The 21903-nt window shown below is 71.3% G+C and carries 20 protein-coding genes; 15 read left to right on the forward strand and 5 right to left on the reverse strand.

Going from position 1 to position 21903, the window contains the following annotated elements; genetic code table 11:
• Positions 1-110 precede the first annotated feature (110 nt).
• Complete coding sequence (locus AVL59_RS02850) at positions 111-1316, forward strand: sensor histidine kinase (RefSeq protein ID WP_067299627.1); 1206 nt, start codon at positions 111-113, stop codon at positions 1314-1316.
• A gap of 69 nt (positions 1317-1385) precedes the next feature.
• Positions 1386-2057, forward strand: coding sequence for a response regulator (locus tag AVL59_RS02855; RefSeq protein WP_067299628.1), 672 nt, complete (start codon positions 1386-1388; stop codon positions 2055-2057).
• A gap of 132 nt (positions 2058-2189) precedes the next feature.
• On the opposite strand, the gene AVL59_RS02860 is transcribed toward AVL59_RS02855, so the two are convergent.
• A complete protein-coding gene (locus tag AVL59_RS02860; RefSeq protein ID WP_067299629.1) occupies positions 2190-3332 on the reverse strand; it encodes a DUF5937 family protein in 1143 nt (380 codons plus the stop codon).
• A 172-nt stretch (positions 3333-3504) separates the two neighbouring features.
• Between AVL59_RS02860 and AVL59_RS02865 the strand changes: the two genes are divergently transcribed.
• On the forward strand, positions 3505-3714 hold the full coding sequence (locus AVL59_RS02865) for a hypothetical protein (RefSeq protein ID WP_067299630.1): 210 nt from the start codon (positions 3505-3507) through the stop codon (positions 3712-3714).
• Here AVL59_RS02865 and AVL59_RS02870 read toward each other — a convergent pair.
• Positions 3711-4907: a threonine aldolase family protein gene (locus AVL59_RS02870; RefSeq protein ID WP_099053257.1), complete on the reverse strand. Its 1197-nt coding sequence runs from the start codon at positions 4905-4907 to the stop codon at positions 3711-3713. The genes AVL59_RS02865 and AVL59_RS02870 overlap by 4 nt on opposite strands.
• 181 nt (positions 4908-5088) lie before the next feature.
• Here AVL59_RS02870 and AVL59_RS02875 point away from each other — a divergent pair, with 181 nt between their 5' ends.
• The 10 genes from AVL59_RS02875 (at position 5089) to AVL59_RS02920 (ending at position 13429) form a co-directional block, all read left to right on the forward strand.
• Positions 5089-6036, forward strand: coding sequence for a Rossmann-like and DUF2520 domain-containing protein (locus tag AVL59_RS02875; RefSeq protein WP_067299632.1), 948 nt, complete (start codon positions 5089-5091; stop codon positions 6034-6036).
• Positions 6033-7025 (forward strand): pantoate--beta-alanine ligase, encoded by a 993-nt coding sequence (panC, locus tag AVL59_RS02880; protein WP_067299633.1) that lies wholly within the window; start codon positions 6033-6035, stop codon positions 7023-7025. Before AVL59_RS02875 ends, panC begins: the two co-directional genes overlap by 4 nt.
• Positions 7022-8755, forward strand: coding sequence for an L-aspartate oxidase (locus tag AVL59_RS02885; RefSeq protein WP_067299634.1), 1734 nt, complete (start codon positions 7022-7024; stop codon positions 8753-8755). Before panC ends, AVL59_RS02885 begins: the two co-directional genes overlap by 4 nt.
• A 4-nt stretch (positions 8756-8759) precedes the next feature.
• The gene (gene nadC, locus AVL59_RS02890; RefSeq protein WP_067299635.1) at positions 8760-9737 is read left to right on the forward strand and encodes a carboxylating nicotinate-nucleotide diphosphorylase; all 978 of its coding nucleotides are present in this window, start codon (positions 8760-8762) and stop codon (positions 9735-9737) included.
• Positions 9738-9742: 5 nt separating this feature from the next.
• The gene (locus tag AVL59_RS02895; RefSeq protein WP_067299636.1) at positions 9743-10540 is read left to right on the forward strand and encodes a type III pantothenate kinase; all 798 of its coding nucleotides are present in this window, start codon (positions 9743-9745) and stop codon (positions 10538-10540) included.
• A 171-nt stretch (positions 10541-10711) separates the two neighbouring features.
• The gene (locus tag AVL59_RS02900) at positions 10712-11386 is read left to right on the forward strand and encodes a hypothetical protein (RefSeq protein WP_067299637.1); all 675 of its coding nucleotides are present in this window, start codon (positions 10712-10714) and stop codon (positions 11384-11386) included.
• 186 nt (positions 11387-11572) lie between these two features.
• Positions 11573-11752 (forward strand): hypothetical protein, encoded by a 180-nt coding sequence (locus AVL59_RS02905; RefSeq protein ID WP_067299638.1) that lies wholly within the window; start codon positions 11573-11575, stop codon positions 11750-11752.
• Positions 11753-11931: 179 nt separating this feature from the next.
• Positions 11932-12348, forward strand: a complete 417-nt coding sequence (locus AVL59_RS02910; RefSeq protein ID WP_079146500.1) for a BlaI/MecI/CopY family transcriptional regulator — start codon at positions 11932-11934, stop codon at positions 12346-12348.
• A gap of 9 nt (positions 12349-12357) precedes the next feature.
• Positions 12358-12891, forward strand: coding sequence for an amino-acid N-acetyltransferase (locus AVL59_RS02915; RefSeq protein WP_067299640.1), 534 nt, complete (start codon positions 12358-12360; stop codon positions 12889-12891).
• Positions 12892-13093: 202 nt separating this feature from the next.
• Entirely contained in the window at positions 13094-13429 is a 336-nt protein-coding gene (locus AVL59_RS02920) for a histone-like nucleoid-structuring protein Lsr2 (protein ID WP_067299641.1), read from the forward strand.
• Here AVL59_RS02920 and AVL59_RS50265 read toward each other — a convergent pair.
• Positions 13408-14058: an SCO3374 family protein gene (locus AVL59_RS50265; RefSeq protein WP_067299642.1), complete on the reverse strand. Its 651-nt coding sequence runs from the start codon at positions 14056-14058 to the stop codon at positions 13408-13410. The two genes, AVL59_RS02920 and AVL59_RS50265, sit on opposite strands and share 22 nt — an antisense overlap.
• Before the next feature lie 448 nt (positions 14059-14506).
• Here AVL59_RS50265 and AVL59_RS02930 point away from each other — a divergent pair, with 448 nt between their 5' ends.
• Positions 14507-17035 (forward strand): ATP-dependent Clp protease ATP-binding subunit, encoded by a 2529-nt coding sequence (locus tag AVL59_RS02930; protein ID WP_067299643.1) that lies wholly within the window; start codon positions 14507-14509, stop codon positions 17033-17035.
• A 71-nt stretch (positions 17036-17106) separates the two neighbouring features.
• On the opposite strand, the gene AVL59_RS02935 is transcribed toward AVL59_RS02930, so the two are convergent.
• Positions 17107-20190, reverse strand: coding sequence for an NACHT domain-containing protein (locus AVL59_RS02935; RefSeq protein WP_067299644.1), 3084 nt, complete (start codon positions 20188-20190; stop codon positions 17107-17109).
• A 71-nt stretch (positions 20191-20261) separates the two neighbouring features.
• Positions 20262-20873, reverse strand: coding sequence for an HAD family acid phosphatase (locus AVL59_RS02940; protein WP_067299645.1), 612 nt, complete (start codon positions 20871-20873; stop codon positions 20262-20264).
• 477 nt (positions 20874-21350) lie between these two features.
• Between AVL59_RS02940 and AVL59_RS02945 the strand changes: the two genes are divergently transcribed.
• On the forward strand, positions 21351-21902 hold the full coding sequence (locus AVL59_RS02945) for a M23 family metallopeptidase (RefSeq protein WP_067299646.1): 552 nt from the start codon (positions 21351-21353) through the stop codon (positions 21900-21902).
• Position 21903 lies beyond the last annotated feature (1 nt).

The raw sequence follows: 21903 nt of genomic DNA on the forward strand, positions 1-21903 counted from the left end.
ACTAGGCGCACAGGTGATCACTGCCTCCACCTTGCGGAGTATGCGTCCGGGGTAGGGATCGGCCCTCCGGTTGACCCCTGCACACATCTCACTTCCCTACTCTGGGTTACGTGCAGCGCCTCTATGACTTCCTCCGCAGGCACCCGACGTGGGTCGACACCTTCTGGGCCGTCGTCCTGTTCGGGCTCTCCGGCGTGAGCGTGATGAGTGTCGACGAGGCGCCCGGCCACCACATGGGGCTCGGCGGGGGGCTGGCGGTCTCCGCCGTCCTGTGCGTCGTCGTCGCGCTGCGCCGCCGCTACCCGGTGCCGATGCTGCTGCTGGCCCTCGTGACCGGCCTGCTCCAGCTCGTCCTGGACATCGAGACGACCGTCGCCGACTTCGCCATGCTGGTGATCACCTACACGGTCGCCATGGTCGGCGCGCGCTGGGCCTCGCGGCTGGCGCTCGCGGTGAGCCTCGGCGCCGCGACCCTGGCGCAGCTGCGCTGGCCGGAAGTGGGGACGAGCTTCCTGGGGCATGTGGCGATCGCCGTCTTCCAGACGGTGCCCTTCGCCCTCGCCTGGGTGCTCGGCGACTCCATGCGCACCCGTCGCGCCTACTTCGCACAGCTGGAGGAGCGCGCCGCCCGGCTGGAGAAGGAGCGCGAGGCGCAGGCCAAGGTGGCGGTCGCCGCCGAGCGCGCCCGGATCGCGCGCGAGCTGCACGACGTCGTCGCGCACAACGTGTCGGTGATGGTCGTCCAGGCCGACGGCGCCGCCTACGTCCTCGACGCCGCCCCCGACCAGGCGAAGAAGGCCCTGGAGACGATCTCCTCCACCGGCCGCCAGGCCCTCGCCGAGATGCGCCGCCTGCTCGGCGTCCTGCGCACCGGGGAGCACCAGGAGAGCGGGGAGTACGTTCCTCAGCCGGACGTCGAGCAGATCGACGACCTGATCGAGCAGTGCCGCAGGTCCGGCCTGCCCGTCGACTTCAAGGTCGAGGGCACCCCGCGCCCGCTGCCCAGCGGAGTGGAACTGACCGCGTACCGCATCGTGCAGGAGGCACTCACCAACACCCGCAAGCACGGCGGGCCCAACGCGGGCGCGAGCGTGCGGCTGGTCTACTTCGACGACGGGCTCGGCCTGCTCGTCGAGGACGACGGCAAGGGCGCCCCGCACGAGCTGTACGAGGAGGGCGGTGCCGACGGCCAGGGGCACGGCCTGATCGGCATGCGCGAGCGGGTCGGCATGGTCGGCGGCACCCTGGACGCGGGCCCGCGCCCGGGCGGAGGATTCCGCATCAGCGTGCTGCTCCCGCTCAAACCGGCGCACTGACGTCCCCGTGCGCACCCTGTTGACACCTGCCACACCCCCGGCCCCGCCCGCCCGAACGAAAGAGACCCGATGACGATCCGCGTGATGCTCGTCGACGACCAGGTGCTGCTGCGCACCGGATTCCGGATGGTCCTCGCCGCCCAGCCGGACATGGAGGTCGTCGCGGAGGCGGGCGACGGCGTCGAGGCCCTCCAGGTGGTGCGCTCCACCGCCGTCGACGTCGTTCTCATGGATGTGCGCATGCCCAAGCTGGACGGTGTGGAGGCCACCCGGCGGATCTGTGTGGAGCCCAATCCCCCGAAGGTGCTGATCCTGACCACCTTCGACCTGGACGAGTACGCCTTCTCCGGGCTGAAGGCGGGCGCCTCCGGCTTCATGCTCAAGGACGTGCCGCCCGGCGAGCTGCTGGCGGCCATCCGTGCCGTGCACAGCGGCGACGCCGTCGTGGCCCCGTCCACCACCCGGCGCCTGCTGGACCGGTTCGCGCCGATGCTGCCCTCCAGCGCCAAGGAGCCCCGGCACAAGCAGCTGGAGCGGCTCACCGACCGGGAGCGCGAGGTCATGGTGCTGGTCGCACAGGGCCTGTCCAACGGGGAGATCGCGGCCCGGCTGGTGCTGTCCGAGGCGACGGTGAAGACCCATGTGGGCCGCATCCTGACCAAGCTCGGACTCAGGGACCGGGTGCAGGTGGTGGTGCTGGCCTACGAGACGGGGCTGGTGCGGGCGGGCGGCCACGGCTGACGCCCCTGCGGCCCTGAAAGGGGTGCGGGGCCGTGCCGGTATGCGGCTCCGCCGCGTGGGCGCGACCAGCCACGACGGCGCCGCAGGCGGTCGACGGCACATCGCGGCTCCCCGGCACGGCCGGCGGAGCGTCTAGCGCAGGACGCCCTCGATGAAGTCGCTGCCCAGGCGCGCCACCGCCGACAGGTCCAGCTGGTGCCGGACGTACCTGCCGCGCCGGCCGCTGGTGATCAGGCCCGCCTTCTTCAGCACCGCAAGGTGCCGGGATATCTCGGGGGCGGACATGCCGTGCGCGTCCGCCAGTTCGCTCGTGGTGTGCGGGGCTCGGGCCAGATGGCGGCACAGCCGCATGCGCACCGGGTGGGCCAGCGCCTCCATGCGGCGTGTGAGCTGCTCCACGGACGGCGTCTGCGGGCGGGAGTCGCTCACCGGATAGGTGATCGAGGGCTGCCAGCCGTACCGGTGCAGGACCATCACATGCGGCCAGCCGAGGCTGGTCGGCACCAGCACCAGGCCGCCGTCGCCGGTCGCCGTGCGGCCCACCAGGAGCTTGTCGACGGTGATGAGCGCGGCTTCCTCGTCCAGCGAGATGGCACCGGAGAGCGAGGCGAGGGTCTCGCCGAGGCCTTTGCGCCGCAGCAGCTCGCTCTTGTGCCGGGCCTCCGCCGCGAGCTGGGGCTGGATCCGGGCCCAGGTGTCGGCGAAGAAGGCCTCGTCGCAGTCGAGCATCAGCTGCCGGAACCACGCGCGGATGGCCGGCGGATCCTCCAGGAGACGGCGGGTGAACCGCTCCTGGGCACCGCCGCGCGCGGCGGCCAGCTCCAGGGAACGGCGGCGCAGCCCCGGGTCGTCGAGCGGACCGGGATCCGCCACGTCGTAGCGCAGCTGGCAGGTGAACTCCAGGGCCGCGTGGACGAACTGTTCGTCAGTCAGCTTGTCCAGCTGGTCCAGCTCCTCGGCGAGGGTCGCGCCCGGCAGCTCGCGCCCGCCGGGGATGCCGGCGAACGGCGCGAAGACGTCCGAGAACGTCATGCGCCACAGGAAGTCCGCCTCGCACAGCCGGTCGGCGAGACCCGGGTCCAGCCGGGTCGACACGGCGGTGGCCCAGCCCTGCAGGCGTGGGTGGTGACCGGGCTCGCTGAGCGCGTGCAGCGCCATCCCCAGCTCCGCCAGCGGAGAGGGCACGACGGAAACCCTCCCCCACCTCTCGGCCGCGCCCGAGCCGGAGGCACCCCCGTCGGCGGCCAGCCCGGTGATGTCGATGATCACGCTCATGCCCCCATGGTGCACCCGCCCACTGACAGCGCCCCGTCGATTGACGGCAGTCGTCAATCGACGGGACATCCGCTCTGAGCAGGGGCAATCTGTGGACACCGGGGCAGCCGCGGAGCCCGATCAGTCACCGGGTCATCGGTGATGAGTCCACGTCCCGAAAAGGCGATCCGCCATGAGCATCACTCAGCAGTACCTCCTCGACACCTACCGCGCCCGTCTGCACGGCGAGCCCGAGCCGCCCGCTCCGGGCCGGCACGACCTCGACCTGGTGCGCGAGCTGCGCGAGTACCGGCGCTTTCGCGCGGTCCTCGCCGGGCGCCCCGCGCGCGGGCGGCTCCGCCGGGCCCTGGCCCGCCGGCTGCGCCCGCGCGCCCTCGGCTAGACCTGGCCCGGCAGGCGGTCCACGAAGTCCCGCACGGCGGTGCGGACGTCGTCGGCCGTCCACTCCAGGCCCGCGGCACGGATGACGACCTCGGTGAACGCGATGCCGGGCCCTTGGCCGTCCCAGGGGTTCGCGAAGAGCATCACCGAGGTCTCCTCCGCCTGGCGCACGGCCGCCTGCGCCACCACCTCGGGCTCGTAGGGCAGCCAGACCTGGAACTCGTGGGTGTGTGGTTGTTCCGGGTGGACGCGGGCCCAGGGCACCCCGGCCGCCGCGAAGCCCTCGCGCAGCGCGGCGGCCACCACGCGCGCGTGACGCACGTACTCGGGCAGCCGGGGCAGCTCACGGTCCAGGCCGATCAGCGCGGACAGGGCGGTCGGGAACTGCTGGAACACCATGCCGCCGTACCGGTGCCGCCAGGTCCTGGCCTCTTCCACCAGGGTCCTCGGGCCGGCGAGCGCGGCGCCGCCGAAGCCGCCGAGGGACTTGTAGAACGACACGTAGACGCTGTCGGCCAGGCCGGCGATCTCCTCCAGGGGGCGCCCGAAATGGTCCGTGCACTCCCACAGGCGCGCGCCGTCGAAGTGCACCACCGCGTCGCGCTCCCGCGCCGCCTCGACGACCTCCGTCAGTTCCTCCCAGGTGGGCAGCACGAACCCGGCGTCCCTGAGCGGCAGTTCCAGCATCAGTGCCCCGAAGGGCTCCTCGCACTCGCGGATCTCGGCCGCCGTGGGCAGCCGGGGCCCGCCGCCCACCCTGACCGGGCGCAGGCCGCTGACCTGGCTGAACGCATGCCGTTCATGCACCTCGGGGTGGGACAGGGCGTGCAGGGCCACCGCCGGGTCGCCGGTGCGGGCCGCCCAGCAGCGCAGAGCCACCTGCTGGGCCATCGTGCCGGTCGGGAAGAACGCGGCGGCCTCCGTGCCGAGCAGCTCGGCGACCCGCTCCTCCAGGGCGGCCACGATCCGGTCGCCGTAGACGTCGGCCGGCTCGTCCAGGTCGTACACCCCGGCCCCCGCCTCCGTCAGATACGCGAGACGTTCGCGGATCGTGGACCCCCAGCCCGCGCGGGACAGCGTGCGCCGCGCCTGCCGCTGGGCGACCGTGCGCCGGTCCCGCAGCCGCTCCCTTTCCGATCGTTCCCCGCCCTGCCCGGTGTCCTGCTCCGGACCCTGCCCAGTCGTGTCGGTCATGCCGGGGATCATGCCGCTCCGGACCCGCGCGGGGTACGGAATATGTCCGGGGGCGAACCGCGACGGCGTGGTGTAACCCACAGCCTGTGGACAACCGATCGGCGTCGAACCGAGATAGCGTTAACATGACGAGAAATCGTCCGGTACCCAGAGCGGACTGGAACGGGAAGGCCGCCGTCGCGTGAGTACAGTCCACCAGCCAGACCTCAAGGACCGCCCCGCGCGGCTCACCGTCGGCGTCGTCGGCGCCGGCCGGGTGGGTCCCGCGCTGGCCGCGTCCCTGCAGCTCGCCGGGCATCGCCCGGTAGCCGTCTCCGGAGTCTCCGACGCCTCCCGCAGGCGCGCCGAGGCCATGCTCCCCGACGTGCCGCTGGTGCCGCCTGCCGAGGTCCTCCAGCGCGCCGACCTCGTCCTGCTCACCGTCCCGGACGACGCCCTGCCCGGCCTGGTCGCCGGCCTCGCCGAGACCGGCGCGGTACGACCGGGACAGCTGCTCGTGCACACCTCCGGGCGGTACGGCGCCAAGGTGCTCGACCCCGCCCTGCGCGCGGGCGCGCTGCCGCTGGCCCTGCACCCGGCGATGACCTTCACCGGCACCCCCGTGGACGTCCAGCGCCTGGCGGGCTGCTCGTTCGGCGTCACCGCTCCCGAAGAGCTGCGGCTGGCCGCCGAGGCCCTGGTCATCGAGATGGGCGGCGAGCCCGAGTGGATCACCGAGGAGAACCGCCCGCTCTACCACGCGGCCCTCGCCCTCGGTGCCAACCACCTGGTGACCCTGGTCGCCCAGTCCCTGGAGCTGCTGCGCACGGCCGGTGTCGAGGCCCCTGACCGGATGCTCGGCCCGCTGCTCGGCGCGGCCCTGGACAACGCCCTGCGCTCGGGCGACGCGGCGCTCACCGGCCCGGTTGCGCGCGGGGACGCCGGCACGGTCGCCGCGCACGTCACCGAGCTGCGCAGACACGCCCCGCAGACCGTCGCCGGCTACCTGGCGATGGCCCGTGCGACCGCCGACCGGGCCCTCGCCCACGGCCTGCTGAAGCCGGAACTCGCCGAGGACCTGCTCGGCGTGCTGGCCGACGGATCCGACGGCACCAACGGCACCAACGGCACCGAGGGGAACGCCCGATGACCACCGCCCTGCTGAGCACCGCCGAAGAGCTGCGCGCGCGCGTGCGCGGTGGCCGCCGCGCCGTCGTGATGACCATGGGCGCCCTGCACGAGGGCCACGCCACGCTGATCCGCGGCGCGCGCGAGATCGCCGGCCAGGACGGCGAGGTCGTCGTCACCGTCTTCGTCAACCCGCTGCAGTTCGGCGCCGGCGAGGACCTGGACCGCTACCCGCGCACCCTCGAAGCCGACCTGAAGCTCGCCGAGCAGGCCGGCGCCGACGCCGTGTTCGCGCCCTCCGCCGACGAGGTCTACCCCGGTGGACAACCCCAGGTGCGGATCACCGCCGGCCCCATGGGCGAGCGCCTGGAGGGCGCCTCGCGGCCCGGCCACTTCGACGGCATGCTCACCGTCGTCGCCAAGCTGCTGCACCTCACCCGCCCCGACGTCGCCCTGTTCGGCCAGAAGGACGCCCAGCAGCTGGCCCTGATCCGGCGCATGGTGCGGGACCTGAACTTCGGCGTCGAGATCGTCGCCGTACCGACCGTGCGCGAGGAGGACGGGCTCGCCCTGTCGAGCCGCAACCGCTACCTCTCGCCCGACGAGCGCCGCAGCGCACTCGCCCTGTCCCGCGCCCTGTTCGCCGGCCGCGACCGGCACGCCGCGCAGGAGGCGCTGCGCGCGCGGGCCCGCGAAGTGCCCTCCACGCACGCGCGTGCCGAGGCGCTGAGCGCCATAGGGGAGTCCCGTGCGGCGGCCGACGCGCACGCCGTGGCCACGGCCGTGCCCGGCGCCCCGGCGGCCGTCCGCGCGGCCGCCCGCCAGGTCCTGGACGAGGCCGCCCGCCTCGACCCGCCGCTGCGGCTGGACTACCTGGCCCTGGTGGACCCGTCCGACTTCACCGAGATCGGCGACGGCTTCACCGGCGAGGCCGTCCTCGCCGTCGCCGCCCGGGTCGGTACGACCCGGCTGATCGACAACCTTCCTCTCATCTTCGGAGCCGCTTCGTGACCAGCACCGGCACCAGCACAGGCATACGACTGCACGCGCCCGCCCCCGGCTGGGCCATCTCCGCGGACGTGGTCGTCGTCGGCTCCGGGGTGGCCGGCCTGACGGCGGCTCTGCGCTGCGAGGCCGCCGGGCTCACGACGGTCGTCGTCACCAAGGCCCGTCTGGACGACGGCTCCACGCGCTGGGCACAGGGCGGCATCGCCGCCGCCCTCGGCGAGGGCGACACCCCCGAACAGCACCTCGGGGACACCCTGGTGGCCGGCGCCGGCCTGTGCGACGAGGAGGCCGTACGGATCCTCGTCACCGAGGGCCCCGACGCGGTACGGCGGCTCATCGACACCGGCGCGATCTTCGACGAGTCCTCCGCGGGAGAGCTGGACCTCGCCCGCGAGGGCGGCCACCACCGGCGCCGGATCGCGCACGCGGGCGGCGACGCGACCGGCGCCGAGGTCTCCCGGGCCCTCGTGGAGGCGGTACGCGCGCGCGGGCTGCGCACCATCGAGAACGCGCTCGTGCTGGACCTGCTGACCGACGCGGAAGGCCGTACGGCCGGTGTCACGCTGCACGTGATGGGCGAGGGCCAGCACGACGGCGTGGGCGCCGTGCACGCCCCCGCCGTGGTCCTCGCGACCGGCGGCATGGGGCAGGTGTTCTCCGCGACCACCAACCCGTCCGTGTCCACCGGCGACGGCGTGGCGCTGGCGCTGCGCGCGGGCGCCGAGGTCAGCGACCTGGAGTTCGTGCAGTTCCACCCGACCGTGCTGTTCATCGGTGCGGACGCCGAGGGACAGCACCCGCTGGTCTCGGAGGCGGTGCGCGGCGAGGGCGCCCATCTGGTCGACGGCGACGGCGTGCGCTTCATGGTGGGCCAGCACGAGCTGGCCGAGCTGGCGCCCCGGGACATCGTCGCCAAGGGCATCACGCGGCGGATGCTGGAGCAGGACGCCGACCACATGTTCCTCGACGCCCGGCACTTCGGCGCCGACATGTGGGAGCACCGTTTCCCGACCATCCTGGCCGCCTGCCGCGCCAACGGCATCGACCCGGTCACCGACCCCGTCCCGATCGCCCCGGCCGCCCACTACGCCTCCGGAGGCGTGCGTACCGACGCGCGGGGGCGTACGACCGTCCCCGGGCTGTACGCGTGCGGCGAGGTCGCCTGCACCGGCGTGCACGGCGCCAACCGGCTCGCCTCCAACTCGCTTCTCGAAGGCCTCGTCTACGCCGAGCGCATCGCCGCCGACATCGCCTCGGCCCACGCCGCGGACGGCCTCCACGCGCGCGTGCCCGAGCCGGTCCCGGACCCCGAGAGGCCCGCCCACCCGCTGCTCGCCCCCGAGGCCCGCTTCGCCATCCAGCGGATCATGACCGAGGGCGCGGGCGTGCTCCGTTCGGCCGGTTCCCTGGAGAAGGCCGCGGACCAGCTCCAGCGGCTGCACACCGAGGCCCGCGACGCCCTGGAGGAGAACGGCAAGACCGCCGAGCCCGGCGTCGACACCTGGGAGGCCACCAACCTCCTGTGCGTGGCCCGCGTCCTGGTCGCCGCCGCCCGGCTGCGCGAGGAGACCCGCGGCTGCCACTGGCGCGAGGACCGCGCCGAGCGCGACGACACGCACTGGCGGCGCCACATCGTGGTACGGCTCAATCCCGACCGGACCCTGGCCGTACGCACCACGGACACCGCAGACTTCCCCCCTACCCGGCAGACCCAGCGCCCCCAGGAGCAGTGAACAAGTGAGCACCGACGACCTTCCCCTCGTCCCGACCGCCGGCTGCGGTGACGGCTGCGCCTGCGGCGCCGAGGGCGACGAGGAGTACCTGGAGAGCGGGCTCGACCCCGCGCTGGCCGAGCTGCTGGCCGCTGCCGGACTCGACCCCGTCGAGGTCGAGGACGTCGCCAACGTCGCCATTCAGGAGGACCTGGACGGCGGCGTGGACGTGACGACCGTCTCGACCATCCCCGAGGACGCCGTCGCCACCGGCGACTTCACCGCGCGCGAGGCCGGCGTGGTGGCGGGCCTCAGGGTCGCCGAGGCCGTGCTCTCGGTGGTCTGCACGGACGAGTTCGAGGTCGAGCGGCACGTCGACGACGGTGACCGCGTCGAGGCCGGGCAGAAGCTGCTGTCGGTCACCACGCGCACGCGGGACCTGCTCACCGGCGAGCGCAGCGCCCTCAACCTCCTGTGCCGCCTGTCCGGCATCGCGACCGCCACGCGCGCGTGGTCGGACGTGCTGGAGGGCACCAGGACACGCGTGCGGGACACCCGCAAGACCACGCCGGGTCTGCGCTCGCTGGAGAAGTTCGCGGTGCGCTGCGGCGGGGGCGTCAACCACCGCATGTCGCTCTCCGACGCCGCCCTGGTGAAGGACAACCACGTGGTGGCCGCCGGCGGCGTCGCACAGGCCTTCAAGGCCGTACGGGAGACCTTCCCGGAGGTGCCGATCGAGGTCGAGGTCGACACCCTGCACCAGCTGCGCGAGGTCGTCGAGGCGGGCGCCGACCTGATCCTGCTGGACAACTTCACGCCCGTGGAGTGCGCCGAGGCCGTCGGCATCGTCGGCGGCCGGGCGCTGCTGGAGGCCTCCGGCCGGCTCACGCTCGACACCGCGCGCGCGTACGCCGACACCGGCGTGGACTTCCTGGCCGTCGGCGCCCTCACCCACTCCTCGCCGATCCTCGACATCGGCCTGGACCTGCGCGAGGCGGAGTAACGGCCATGCTGCTCACGATCGACGTCGGTAACACGCACACCGTGCTCGGCCTGTTCGACGGCGAGGACATCGTCGAGCACTGGCGCATCTCCACGGACGCGCGCCGCACGGCGGACGAGCTGGCGGTGCTGCTGCAGGGCTTGATGGGCATGCACCCGCTGCTCGGCGAGGAACTCGGCGACGGCATCGACGGCATCGCGATCTGCGCCACCGTGCCGTCGGTGCTCCACGAGCTGCGCGAGGTCACCCGCAGGTACTACGGCGACGTGCCCGCGGTGCTGGTCGAGCCGGGCGTGAAGACGGGCGTGCCGATCCTCACCGACAACCCCAAGGAGGTCGGTGCGGACCGGATCATCAACGCGGTGGCCGCCGTCGAGCTGTACGGCGGTCCGGCGATCGTCGTCGACTTCGGTACGGCGACGACGTTCGACGCGGTCTCCGCGCGCGGGGAGTACGTCGGCGGGGTCATCGCGCCCGGCATCGAGATCTCCGTGGAGGCGCTCGGCGTCAAGGGTGCGCAGCTGCGCAAGATCGAGGTGGCCCGGCCGCGCAGCGTGATCGGCAAGAACACGGTGGAGGCCATGCAGGCGGGCATCGTGTACGGGTTCGCCGGGCAGGTCGACGGAGTCGTCAGCAGGATGGCGCGCGAGCTGGCCGACAATCAGGACGACGTGACGGTGATCGCCACGGGCGGTCTTGCGCCGATGGTGCTGGGGGAGTCCTCGGTGATCGACGAGCACGAGCCGTGGCTCACGCTGGTCGGGCTGCGCCTGGTCTACGAGCGGAACGTGTCGCGCATGTGAGGGGACCGGCGCCCGCGACGGCGCCGGTTTTCGCTACTACCCGCGCGCGCGTGGCCCCGGTCGAGGGAAACCGGGAAGCGACACGCGGCGACATGACATTCCGATCCGTAACTTTTGTCCGATTAGCGGTAGCGTCGCCGCATGCCCACGCCATACGGATCCCGCGGCGGCATGGCGTTCGGCGCGGAGGAGCTGCGTGTGCTCCGCCGCGCTCTCGCCCTCGCCCTTCACCCCGGCAAAGCGTCCGCCGAGGACGTCAAGGACTGCTTCCGCCTCGCCGAGTCCCTCGACGAGGCGATGCGCGAGGGGGCCCGGCTGCGCGCCTTCCTGGTGGCCGACCTCGGCCGGTACCGCGCCGCACTGCCGGGCACCGCCGCCGATTACCTCGCGGTCCTGGAGGAGGCGCTGGGCTCCGGGCACCGGCCGACGCCGGACGACCTCGCCGCGCTGGCGGCGCTGAGCGGGAACCCCCTGGCGGCCGCCCTGCTGGACCGCTGCCGGGTGCTCGCCGAGCAGGACGTACGGGCGCGTTTCGCCCAGGGCGCGCGCAAGGCCCCCGCCCCCGCCGTACCCCCCTCCCGGACGCGCCTGCTGGCCCTTCCGGGCGGCGCGGAGGACGCGGGGGCCCTCCGGTCCGAGGACCCGGAGAAACCCGCTCAGAAGCCGGCGCAGGACCCTGCCGGGAAGCCCGCCCCGAAGCCCGTCCGGCCCCCTTCCGAGCGTCCCGCCACCGAGCCGGCCGCCCCGAAGCGCCCCATCCCCACCCCGGGTGAGGTCTTCCCGCCCCGCAGAAGGCCCGGCCCATCGGCCACTCTCCCCGAGACGCGGCAGCTCGCGGCCGGCTGAGCGGATCGCGACAGCCGGGGCGCCCGGCCGGGTGGCGCGGCCGGGCGAGGACTCCGGAGGGGGCGACACGGCGGCGCGGCCGGCCGAGCGGGCATCGTCGCAGGCCAGGGCGTCCCGTCCGGGCCCGGCGCCCCGCTTCGTCCACCCCGCCCCATTCGCCCCGGCTCCCGTGGCTAACCTGAAGCCATGGACTATGTCTCCGCGCTCGTGCCCCCGGTCGTCATGGCCGTGTTCTTCATCGGTCTGGTCAGGGTGATCGTGAAGACCCAGGGCGGGGCCGCCAAGGCCAAGGAGGACGCGGCCGTGGACGCCGCTCTCGCGCGCGCGGACAGCGTGCACAAGGCCCCGGCCGGCGGCGACGCCTGAGCCGGCGGCCGAACAAGCGGCCGAACGGACGGCCGGACATCTCCCAGGGCGTACGACTCCCCGCACCCCCGGTGCTTTCCGAGCCGTACGCCCTTTTTGTTCGCGTTCGTAGCCTAAGCGCACGTCCGGCACGCCATTGTCGGGATCTCCCACTATTGTTCTGAGCTGTGCCTCGCCCATTGGGAGAACTCGAAGACGCGGTCATGACGCGGGTGTGGAAGTGGAACCGCCCGGTGACCGTTCGAGAAGTCCTGGAAGACCTCCAGCAGGAACGGTCCATCGCGTACACCACCGTGATGACCGTTTTGGACAATCTCCATCAGAAGGGCTGGGTGCGCCGCGAGGCGGAAGGGCGCGCCTATCGATATGAGGCCGTCTCGACGCGAGCCGCGTACGCCGCCGCCCTGATGAACGACGCCTGGTCGCAGAGCGACAACCCGGCCGCCGCTCTCGTCGCCTTCTTCGGGATGATGAGCGACGAACAGCGCCAGGCCCTCAGGGACGCCGTACGGATCGTCCAGGGGCCGGAAACGCGGGAAGCTCAAGGCCCGCAAGAGGAGAACCCCGGCTCGGCGGGGGACGCCGACGGGCGATAGCGTCCGCTCATGTCAGCAGAGCGTCCCGAAGTCAGCGCAAAAGCCATCACCGTCCGGCGGGCCCGGACCAGCGATGTCCCGGCCGTGCGCCGGCTCCTCGACGCCTACGTTCGCGACCGCATCCTGCTCGACAAAGCCACGGTCACGCTTTACGAGGACATCCAGGAGTTCTGGGTCGCGGAACGCGACGACAACGCCGAGGTGGTCGGCTGCGGCGCGCTGCACGTCATGTGGGAAGACCTCGCGGAAGTCCGCACTCTCGCGGTGAAGCCCGGCCTGAAGGGCGCGGGCGTCGGTCACCAGTTGCTGGAGAAGTTGGTGGAGACCGCGCGCTGGCTCGGCGTTCGGCGCGTTTTCTGCCTGACCTTCGAAGTGGACTTCTTCGGGAAGCACGGCTTCGTCGAGATCGGTGAGACGCCGGTTGACACCGATGTCTACGCGGAGCTGTTGCGTTCCTATGACGAGGGCGTCGCCGAGTTCCTCGGTCTCGAACGAGTGAAACCGAACACCTTGGGCAACAGCCGGATGCTTCTGCATCTGTGATCGTCATTGCCCCGGTGGCCTATGTCCGAAACGCGCATGTTTCCCGGCCGAGGCGGGTCCCCGGATCTCTCCCAGGGGTTTGTGTTTTTCCGGCAAAAGCGGTTTGCTTTCCGACGTACTGCAGTACTGCATATAACAGGGGCGGCGAAACGGCGGACGCCGCACACCCCCTGCCCTCACGTTATCGATGAAAGGAAATCCGGTGGCACAGAAGGTTCAGGTCCTTCTTGTCGACGACCTCGACGGCGGCGAGGCGGACGAGACCGTCACGTTCGCGTTGGACGGCAAGACGTACGAGATCGATCTCACGACCGCCAATGCGGACAAGCTGCGCGGCCTTCTCGAGCCCTATGTGAAGGGCGGTCGTCGTACCGGAGGCCGTGCTTCGGGCGGGCGCGGAAAGGCGCGTGCCGCTTCCGGCGGCAGCCAGGACACCGCGGCGATCCGCGCCTGGGCGAAGGAGAACGGTTACGAGGTCAACGACCGTGGCCGTGTTCCCGCGTCCATTCGCGAGGCCTACGAGAAGGCCAACGGCTGATTCTGATTTCTCCGGCAGGCGAGCGAGGGGGCGCTCGCGCGCCGCAGCCGGACGCGGTGGCACTGCGCTGCCACCGTGTCCACCAGTCGTACGAGATCGGGGGTGCCCCCCGGGCCCCCCATGGCCGGCAGTGCCGGCAGCGAGGCCTCGACCTCGCACCCCGGCGAGGGGGGTCGCAGCCATACGGCGGCCCCCTGAACGGCATCGGCGCCGTCCCCGCCGCGGGCCCGCCCCGGCGGCAGTGGCGCCTCCGTCAGGCCGCCCGTGCCCAGGGCTCGCAGATCGAGCGCCAGCGCGCCCCATTCCAGCCAGTCCAGCACCTCCGGCAGCTCCTCCGCGCTGCCCGCGGCCACCAGCAGCCGCATCCGGTCGCCGCAGCGGGCCACCGGAGAGTCCGGTACGAGATGCCTGAGCGCCGCGGCGCCCGCCTCGGCCGGCACGTCCAGCACGTCGAACCGCACCCCCGTGAGCAGCCGCAGCGGCCGTCCGGGCACGGTCGGCCAGCCCAGATCGTTCTCGTACCAGTGCCGGGCCCGGACATGCGGGCCGGGCCGGGCGTCCGGGAGGCCGGGCCTCTCCGGATCGACGGGGCGGCGGGGAAGGGGGACCGTGGAGGTTGTGGAGGTCATGGAGACCGTGCCAGCCATGCCAAGCGCAACAGCCGAAGCGGGCCACAGGTTACGCTGGGTGTTCTGTCGTACGCGCAGAGTGCCCAGGAGAGGGACGTGTGGGGGCCCGGGGAGGCGCAAGGTTGTTCGCCCATAGCGGAGGGAACCGGTGCGCGCGGCATGGAGTGTCAGTCCCTGCGGGTAAGACATGCCTAGTGGGAGGGGGCGACGCGCAGGACGGGACGTCTCACGTTCGCCATCGGCGTAGTGGCGAGTGGGGTAACTGCCTGGCCTGCGGGAACATCGTCTCGCACCATCGGGTTGGAGCAGATGTCGGCGTTCGGGGTCAGGAGGCCAAGGACGGTGTCGGCAGTTGGAATGAGCGGTCCCCGCTTGCGGGACTAAGCTGCGGAAGGACAGGGAGGGGAAGTTCCCCCCACTGCCTGACCGCTCTGAGGAGCGATTAACGATGTTCGAGAGGTTCACCGACCGCGCGCGGCGGGTTGTCGTCCTGGCTCAGGAAGAAGCCCGGATGCTCAACCACAACTACATCGGCACCGAGCACATCCTCCTGGGTCTCATCCACGAGGGCGAAGGTGTCGCCGCTAAGGCCCTGGAGAGCCTCGGCATTTCGCTTGAGGCGGTCCGCCAGCAGGTGGAGGAGATCATCGGCCAGGGCCAGCAGGCCCCGTCCGGGCACATCCCCTTCACCCCCCGTGCCAAGAAGGTCCTGGAGCTGTCGCTCCGCGAGGCTCTTCAGCTGGGCCACAACTACATCGGCACGGAGCACATCCTGCTCGGCCTGATCCGCGAGGGCGAGGGCGTCGCCGCCCAGGTCCTGGTCAAGCTGGGCGCAGATCTCAACCGGGTGCGGCAGCAGGTCATCCAGCTGCTCTCCGGTTACCAGCAGGGCAAGGAGGCCGCCACCGCCGGCGGTCCCGCCGAGGGCACGCCCTCGACGTCCCTGGTCCTCGACCAGTTCGGCCGGAACCTCACCCAGGCCGCTCGTGAGTCCAAGCTCGACCCGGTCATCGGGCGCGAGAAGGAGATCGAGCGGGTCATGCAGGTGCTGTCCCGCCGTACCAAGAACAACCCGGTGCTGATCGGTGAGCCCGGCGTCGGCAAGACCGCCGTCGTCGAGGGCCTCGCCCAGGCCATCGTCAAGGGCGAGGTGCCCGAGACCCTCAAGGACAAGCACCTCTACACGCTGGACCTCGGCGCCCTGGTCGCCGGCTCCCGCTACCGCGGTGACTTCGAGGAGCGCCTGAAGAAGGTCCTCAAGGAGATCCGCACCCGCGGCGACATCATCCTGTTCATCGACGAGCTGCACACGCTGGTCGGTGCGGGTGCCGCCGAGGGCGCCATCGACGCCGCCTCGATCCTGAAGCCGATGCTGGCCCGCGGTGAGCTGCAGACCATCGGTGCGACCACCCTGGACGAGTACCGCAAGCACCTGGAGAAGGACGCGGCCCTGGAGCGCCGCTTCCAGCCCATCCAGGTCGCCGAGCCGTCCCTGCCGCACACGATCGAGATCCTCAAGGGTCTGCGCGACCGGTACGAGGCCCACCACCGCGTCTCCATCACGGACGAGGCCCTGGTCCAGGCCGCCACCCTGGCCGACCGCTACATCTCGGACCGCTTCCTGCCGGACAAGGCGATCGACCTGATCGACGAGGCCGGATCCCGGATGCGCATCCGCCGGATGACCGCTCCGCCGGACCTGCGCGAGTTCGACGAGAAGATCGCCGCCGTCCGCCGGGACAAGGAGTCCGCGATCGACTCGCAGGACTTCGAGAAGGCCGCCTCCCTGCGCGACAAGGAGAAGCAGCTCCTTGCCGCCAAGGCCAAGCGGGAGAAGGAGTGGAAGGCCGGCGACATGGACGTCGTCGCCGAGGTCGACGGCGAGCTGATCGCCGAGGTCCTCGCCACGGCCACGGGCATTCCCGTCTTCAAGCTCACGGAAGAGGAGTCCTCCCGCCTGCTCCGCATGGAGGAGGAGCTGCACAAGCGGGTCATCGGCCAGACCGACGCCGTCAAGGCGCTGTCGAAGGCGATCCGCCGTACGCGTGCCGGTCTGAAGGACCCGAAGCGTCCGGGTGGTTCGTTCATCTTCGCCGGCCCGTCCGGTGTCGGTAAGACCGAGCTGTCCAAGGCGCTCGCCGAGTTCCTCTTCGGCGACGAGGACGCGCTGATCTCCCTCGACATGTCGGAGTTCAGCGAGAAGCACACGGTCTCGCGTCTCTTCGGTTCGCCCCCCGGCTACGTGGGCTACGAAGAGGGCGGCCAGCTGACGGAGAAGGTGCGGCGCAAGCCGTTCTCGGTGGTTCTTTTCGACGAGGTCGAGAAGGCGCACCCGGATATCTTCAACTCGCTGCTGCAGATCCTGGAGGACGGTCGTCTGACCGACTCCCAGGGCCGGGTCGTGGACTTCAAGAACACGGTCATCATCATGACGACCAACCTCGGCACCAGGGACATCTCCAAGGGCTTCAACCTGGGCTTCGCGGCCTCGGGTGACACGAAGACCAACTACGAGCGCATGAAGAACAAGGTGTCGGACGAGCTGAAGCAGCACTTCCGCCCCGAGTTCCTCAACCGCGTCGACGACGTGGTCGTCTTCCCGCAGCTGACGCAGGAGGACATCCTGCGGATCGTCGACCTGATGATCAGCAAGGTGGACGAGCGCCTCAAGGACCGGGACATGGGCATCGAGCTCTCCCAGTCCGCCAAGGAGCTGCTGTCCAAGAAGGGTTACGACCCGGTGCTGGGCGCGCGTCCGCTGCGTCGCACGATCCAGCGCGAGATCGAGGACACGCTCTCGGAGAAGATCCTCTTCGGCGAGCTGCGCCCCGGTCACATCGTGGTCGTGGACACCGAGGGCGAGGGCGAGTCCCAGACCTTCACCTTCCGCGGCGAGGAGAAGTCGGCGCTGCCGGACGTTCCGCCGATCGAGCAGGCGGCCGGTGGGGCTGGGCCCAACCTGAGCAAGGACGCGTAAGCGTCGCGGCCGAGAGGCCGAGCGAAAGGGGCCGGTGCTTTCGGGCACCGGCCCCTTTGCCGTGGGCGGCGTCAGAGCGCGTACGGGCGGGACTGCGCCACGGTGACCTGGGCATGGGGGAACAGGGGGGCGTAATCGGCCTCGTGCAAGGACACCGCGGTCGAGTCCTGGTACAGCTTCACGGTGCGGGCCCGCGGGCACAGGCCGGCGAGGGCCGAGAGGTCGTCGCCCTGCTGAACCCTGGTCACCTGGATCAGCTCGATGCCCGTCAGCTCGGGGGCACCTGTGGAGGAGGGCACGACGGCCGTGTCGATGCTGAGGCCGGTGAGCGAGGGAAGCGCGGCGACTTCGTGCCAGTCCGCGCGGCCGAGGAAGGAACCCTCTCCCCTGAGGGTCAGGTGTTCCAGCGTGGCCCACTGACCCAGCCCCCGCAGGCCGCTGTTCAGGACGGCTTGCTCACCCAGTCCGAGCGAGGTGAGGGGCGCGCTTCGGGGAAGGTCGGCCAGCCCCCCGGACAGGCTGGTCATCACTTGCAGGTGGCTGAGGGTGTCGAGGCGGTCGAGCCCGGCCACCCCGCCCAGGCCGGTCAGGTACAACTCGCTCAGCGCCAGTTCCGTCAGCGGCGTCAGATCCCCTGTGCCCGGGCAGTTCGCCAAGTTCAGCATGTCAAGCGCGGTCAAGGCCGTCAGCGGACGCAGGTCTTCGACCAGGGGGTTGTCGGCCAAGGCGAGTCTTTGCACGCCCGCGGGCAGCGCCTCCAGCATGGTCCGGAGGTCGTGAGGTCCCTGGATCAGCATGCGGGCCCGGTGTCCGATACGCGGCAGCTCACGCAGCGTCTCGGGCGTGGTGATGCAGATGAAGAAGTCCGCGGAGTCGACATGGGCCAAGATCTCGTCCGCGTACGCGGCCAGGTCGTAGCGCTCCCACGCTCGTGCCAGGGTGTTCCGCACCCGCCACTCGGAATGCCCTGAGAAGCGCGCCAGCACCGGCAGGGAGCCGTCCGTCCCCACCAGCGCGGCCGTCGCCGTCACCGCCTCGGCCTGGTCGTCGGTCAGGCCGTCCGGGCCGGGCAGCAACTCCAGCACCAGAGGGCCCGCCTCGGCGAGTTCCCTCGCTTCTTCCGCCGTCCCGGGCGGCAGCAGGGCCGATGCCAGCTCCTCGACCCGGCGGCGTACCGCGGGATCCAGCTGTGTCGCGTGTTCCAGGCACGCCATGGCCAGCAGATGGGCCCGCTTGGCGGGGACGGCCATCAGCAGGTCCAGCAGTTCGGCGCGTTCGCGGGGCCGGGCCTGGGCAACGGCCATACGGATCACGTCCGCCCACTGGTCGTCGGTGGCGTGCTCGGCGAGGAGGCCGAGGTCGCCGGCCTCCACGGCCGCACGGGCACCCAGGAAGTCCTGGAAGGTGCGGTGGACGAAGTGGAGGGTGTCGGGACCGGGAGAGAGGAGCAGACCGGTGCGGATCAGGAAGTGCTCCAGCACGTCCGTGGTGTCACCGAGGGCCGATGCGGCCGGCACGGCCGGCAGGATCTCCCCGACGATGCGCTCGGCGCGGCTGCGGTCCATCTCCGTACGGCCGTTGCGGATGAGCCAGTAGGCGAGCCGCTGGAGCAACTGGAGTTGGGGCTCCTCACTCAGCTCCGGGCCGGCCATGTCGCGCTCACGGTCACGGCGGACCAGCAGCATGGAAAGGGCGGACTCGTACAACTCCTTGCGACCGTGCGGCAGATAGCCGCGCCGGTCGCGGTGCAGGGCGCAGATCAGGCCGCACATCAGTGGATTGGTGGCCAGGCGGCCCAGATCGCCCTTGGTGCGGACGGCATGGAGGAGCTGGCTCTCGTACGAGGCGAGCAGCGCGTCCGCGTCGGGGTTACCGGTGACGGCCGCCCGGTGCCAGCGGCCGATGAACGCCGCCACGTCCGCCGGGCTCATCGAGGACAGCCGCAGTTCGGTGAAGTCCTCGTCCGCGAGCCAGTCGTCGCGTACGGCGCTGGGACGGGAGGTGACCAGCCAGCGGTTGCCGGGGAAGGTCTCCACGAGGTCGCTCAGCCAGCGGCGGGTGCGCTCCCGCTCGGCTTCGGGTACCTCGTCGAGGCCGTCCACCAGGACGAGTGCGCGTCCGCCGGTCAGGACCCTGTCCTCCCAGCCCTCCGGCTGGGCTCCGGCGAGCGGGCAGCCGACGGCCCGGAGGAAACCGGCGGGTGCCGGAAGGGGTTCGCCGTGCCGGGTGAGGGTGCGCAAGGGAAGGACGAACGGCATCCGGCCGGCGAGGTGGGCCATGCGGTCGGTGGGATCCGTCGCGGCCGACACGGCGAGCCACTGGATCAGCGTCGTCTTCCCCGACCCCGCGACTCCCCGGAGCAGGACGCGGTCGTGGCCGGCGAGCGTCTGGTCGGCAGGCGTGGGCAGGGGCGCGGCGGAGGGCAGCCCCGGGAGGGGTTCGCCGCCGCGTCCGGTCACTTCCAGGCTCAGATATGCGGCGCTCAGCGGCCATTGGCCGGGGGAGTTGCTCAGGTCGATGCCGTAGATCGTGAGCTTGCTGTGTTTCTTCGCGACGTACGGCAGATAGCGGCGCTCGAAGGCGGTGTCGCGGGCGTCGGGACGTGGGATGCGGGCGATCAGCTCGTCCACCTTGGCGATGAGTTCCGCGTGCGCCCGGCTCTGTTCGACGAGGGTACGGGCCACAAAGGTGGAGCGGCGGGTGAAGAACTCCAGGACCTGCAGGCAGGCCCACTCGGTGGCCGAGTCGAGGAAGTGGTGGGCGTCCGGGGACAGGCCCTCGGGGGTGGTGGCGCCATAGTGCAGCTTCTTGGCCAGCTCACGGTGGCCGAGGCGGACGGCCTGGACGTCGTCCATCTCCAGGTCGCCGAGGGCGAGCAGCCGCCTGGCCAGGGCCTCGGCGACGGCGGGCTGCTCCGCCGCGGGAAACGGCGCCTCGCCCGGTGATTCCACCGCCTGCGCGACCAGCCGCTCGGCCAGCCGGTGGACGTCCTTCTCGGTCAGGGTGCGTTTCTCGCCCCGGAAGGACACGAGCGCCGACAGACGCACGGGCTTGTCCACCAGCCCGGCGCCGGGCCCGTCCGCCACGAACAGCTTCTTCACCAGCGGCCCGATCAGACCGGACGCCAGCTTGCCGCCCAGTACGGTCGGCTCCATCCGCCACCCCCCGTGGTCGCACAACGGCAGAGACAGGGATGGAGCCTAACCGGAGGAGATTCAGCTTCGCGTCAGGACAACTGCCCGTTGTAGTCCGGGAGTTTGAACGTCTTCTCGGCGTGGCCCCCCGACAGGTCGGTGGCGCTGTTGCCGATGTTCGCGATGATCTTGTAGCCGTGGTTCTCGATGTCGACGCGCTGGGCGGTCTTGTAGGCGGCGACGTCCTTGAAGAGGTCGAAGAGACCGCGGACGTAGAGGCCGGAGACGTCGTAGCCGTCGTGCTCGAGGTTGTACTCGGTGGGCCAGTAGATGATGCCCGGGCGAGCGGTGACGAAGAAGAGGGAGACGCCGTGCTCCTGGGCGTACCGGGCGACGTCCAGGACGGGCTTGTTGGCCGGCTGCGGGTAGCTGAAGCCGAAGTCGGTCTCCAGCGTGGTGTTGTCGATGTCGAAGACGATCGCCTGCTTCTCGCCGGGCCCGGCGTCGGCGATGCGCTCCTTCAGGTACGGCAGGGCCTGGTCCATCACCGTCTGGCAGTCCTTCTGCCAGGTCGCGTAGTCGACCTTGGCGGTGCTGCTGCTGGTGGTCGTCGTCGCCGCTTCGGCCGGGGTGGCGAGCGCGGCGAGCGCGGCCACGGAGACGGCGGTGACGGCTGTCCGGCGCGCCCAGGGGCGTCTGGTCATCGGTGGGGGTCCTCTCACGTCCGTACGGTGCACGGCCTGAACGGGAAATGTGCGGGGGATGTCAGGGGCATGATCCGTGGCCCGGGTGGCGTGAGGGGAACCGTAAGGTTACTGAACGGTAGGTGCCTAGAGGTGTGCATCACATTTCTCAGGCTGTCGGTTTAGGGAGCCGACGGTATGCCGGTGATATGACGCACAGGCGTTTTGTCCGTTACTAGCTCGGATAGTGGGGCATCTTATCCAGGCAAAAGGGGATTTTTATGCCGGAACTCTGCGTGAAATGACGACGTCGGCCGGTCGATTCCCGGGGTGTGGGCCCTCTGTCAAGAAGTGGATTGTTCTGTGCTCACCTACTACTGGGTGCCGTAGACAGGGGGCATTGAGGGCGAATGGGGCGTCGGGTTACCAATGACGGGCCGTCCGGCGAGCGAATGTGCGCCGGAAGGGCGGTTCTGTCCCCGAATCCACGAGGTCTCGATGTTCAAGCGCGTCACGTCCCGTTCCTCCCGCACGTCCTCGCTCCGTACCCGCGTGACCGTCCTGGCCGCCGGAGTGGGCGCCACGGCCGTGCTGGGTGCCGGGGTCGCGAGCGCCGCCGCGCCGTCCGCCGCCTCCTGGGTCGACCCGGTGAAGAAGTACACGCTCTCGGCCAGCTTCATGCAGGCCGGCAGCCACTGGGTCGCCAAGCACAGCGGTCAGGACTTCGCCGTGCCGACCGGCACCGAGGTCGTCGCCGCGCACGGCGGAACCGTCGTCAAGGTCGGCCCGAACGGCGCCGGTGACGGCCCCGCGTACGGCAACGCCGTCGTCATCAAGCACGGCAACGGCAACTACTCGCAGTACGCGCACCTGTCCCGGATCGACGTCAAGGCCGGCCAGGTCGTCAAGACCGGTCAGCACATCGCCCTTTCGGGCAGCACCGGCAACTCCACCGGCCCGCACCTGCACTTCGAGATCCGTACGACCCCGAACTACGGTTCCGCCGTCGACCCGGTCACCTTCCTGCGGTCCCACGGCGTGACCGTCTGAG

The organism is Streptomyces griseochromogenes (genome assembly GCF_001542625.1).
Lineage (GTDB): Bacteria > Actinomycetota > Actinomycetes > Streptomycetales > Streptomycetaceae > Streptomyces > Streptomyces griseochromogenes.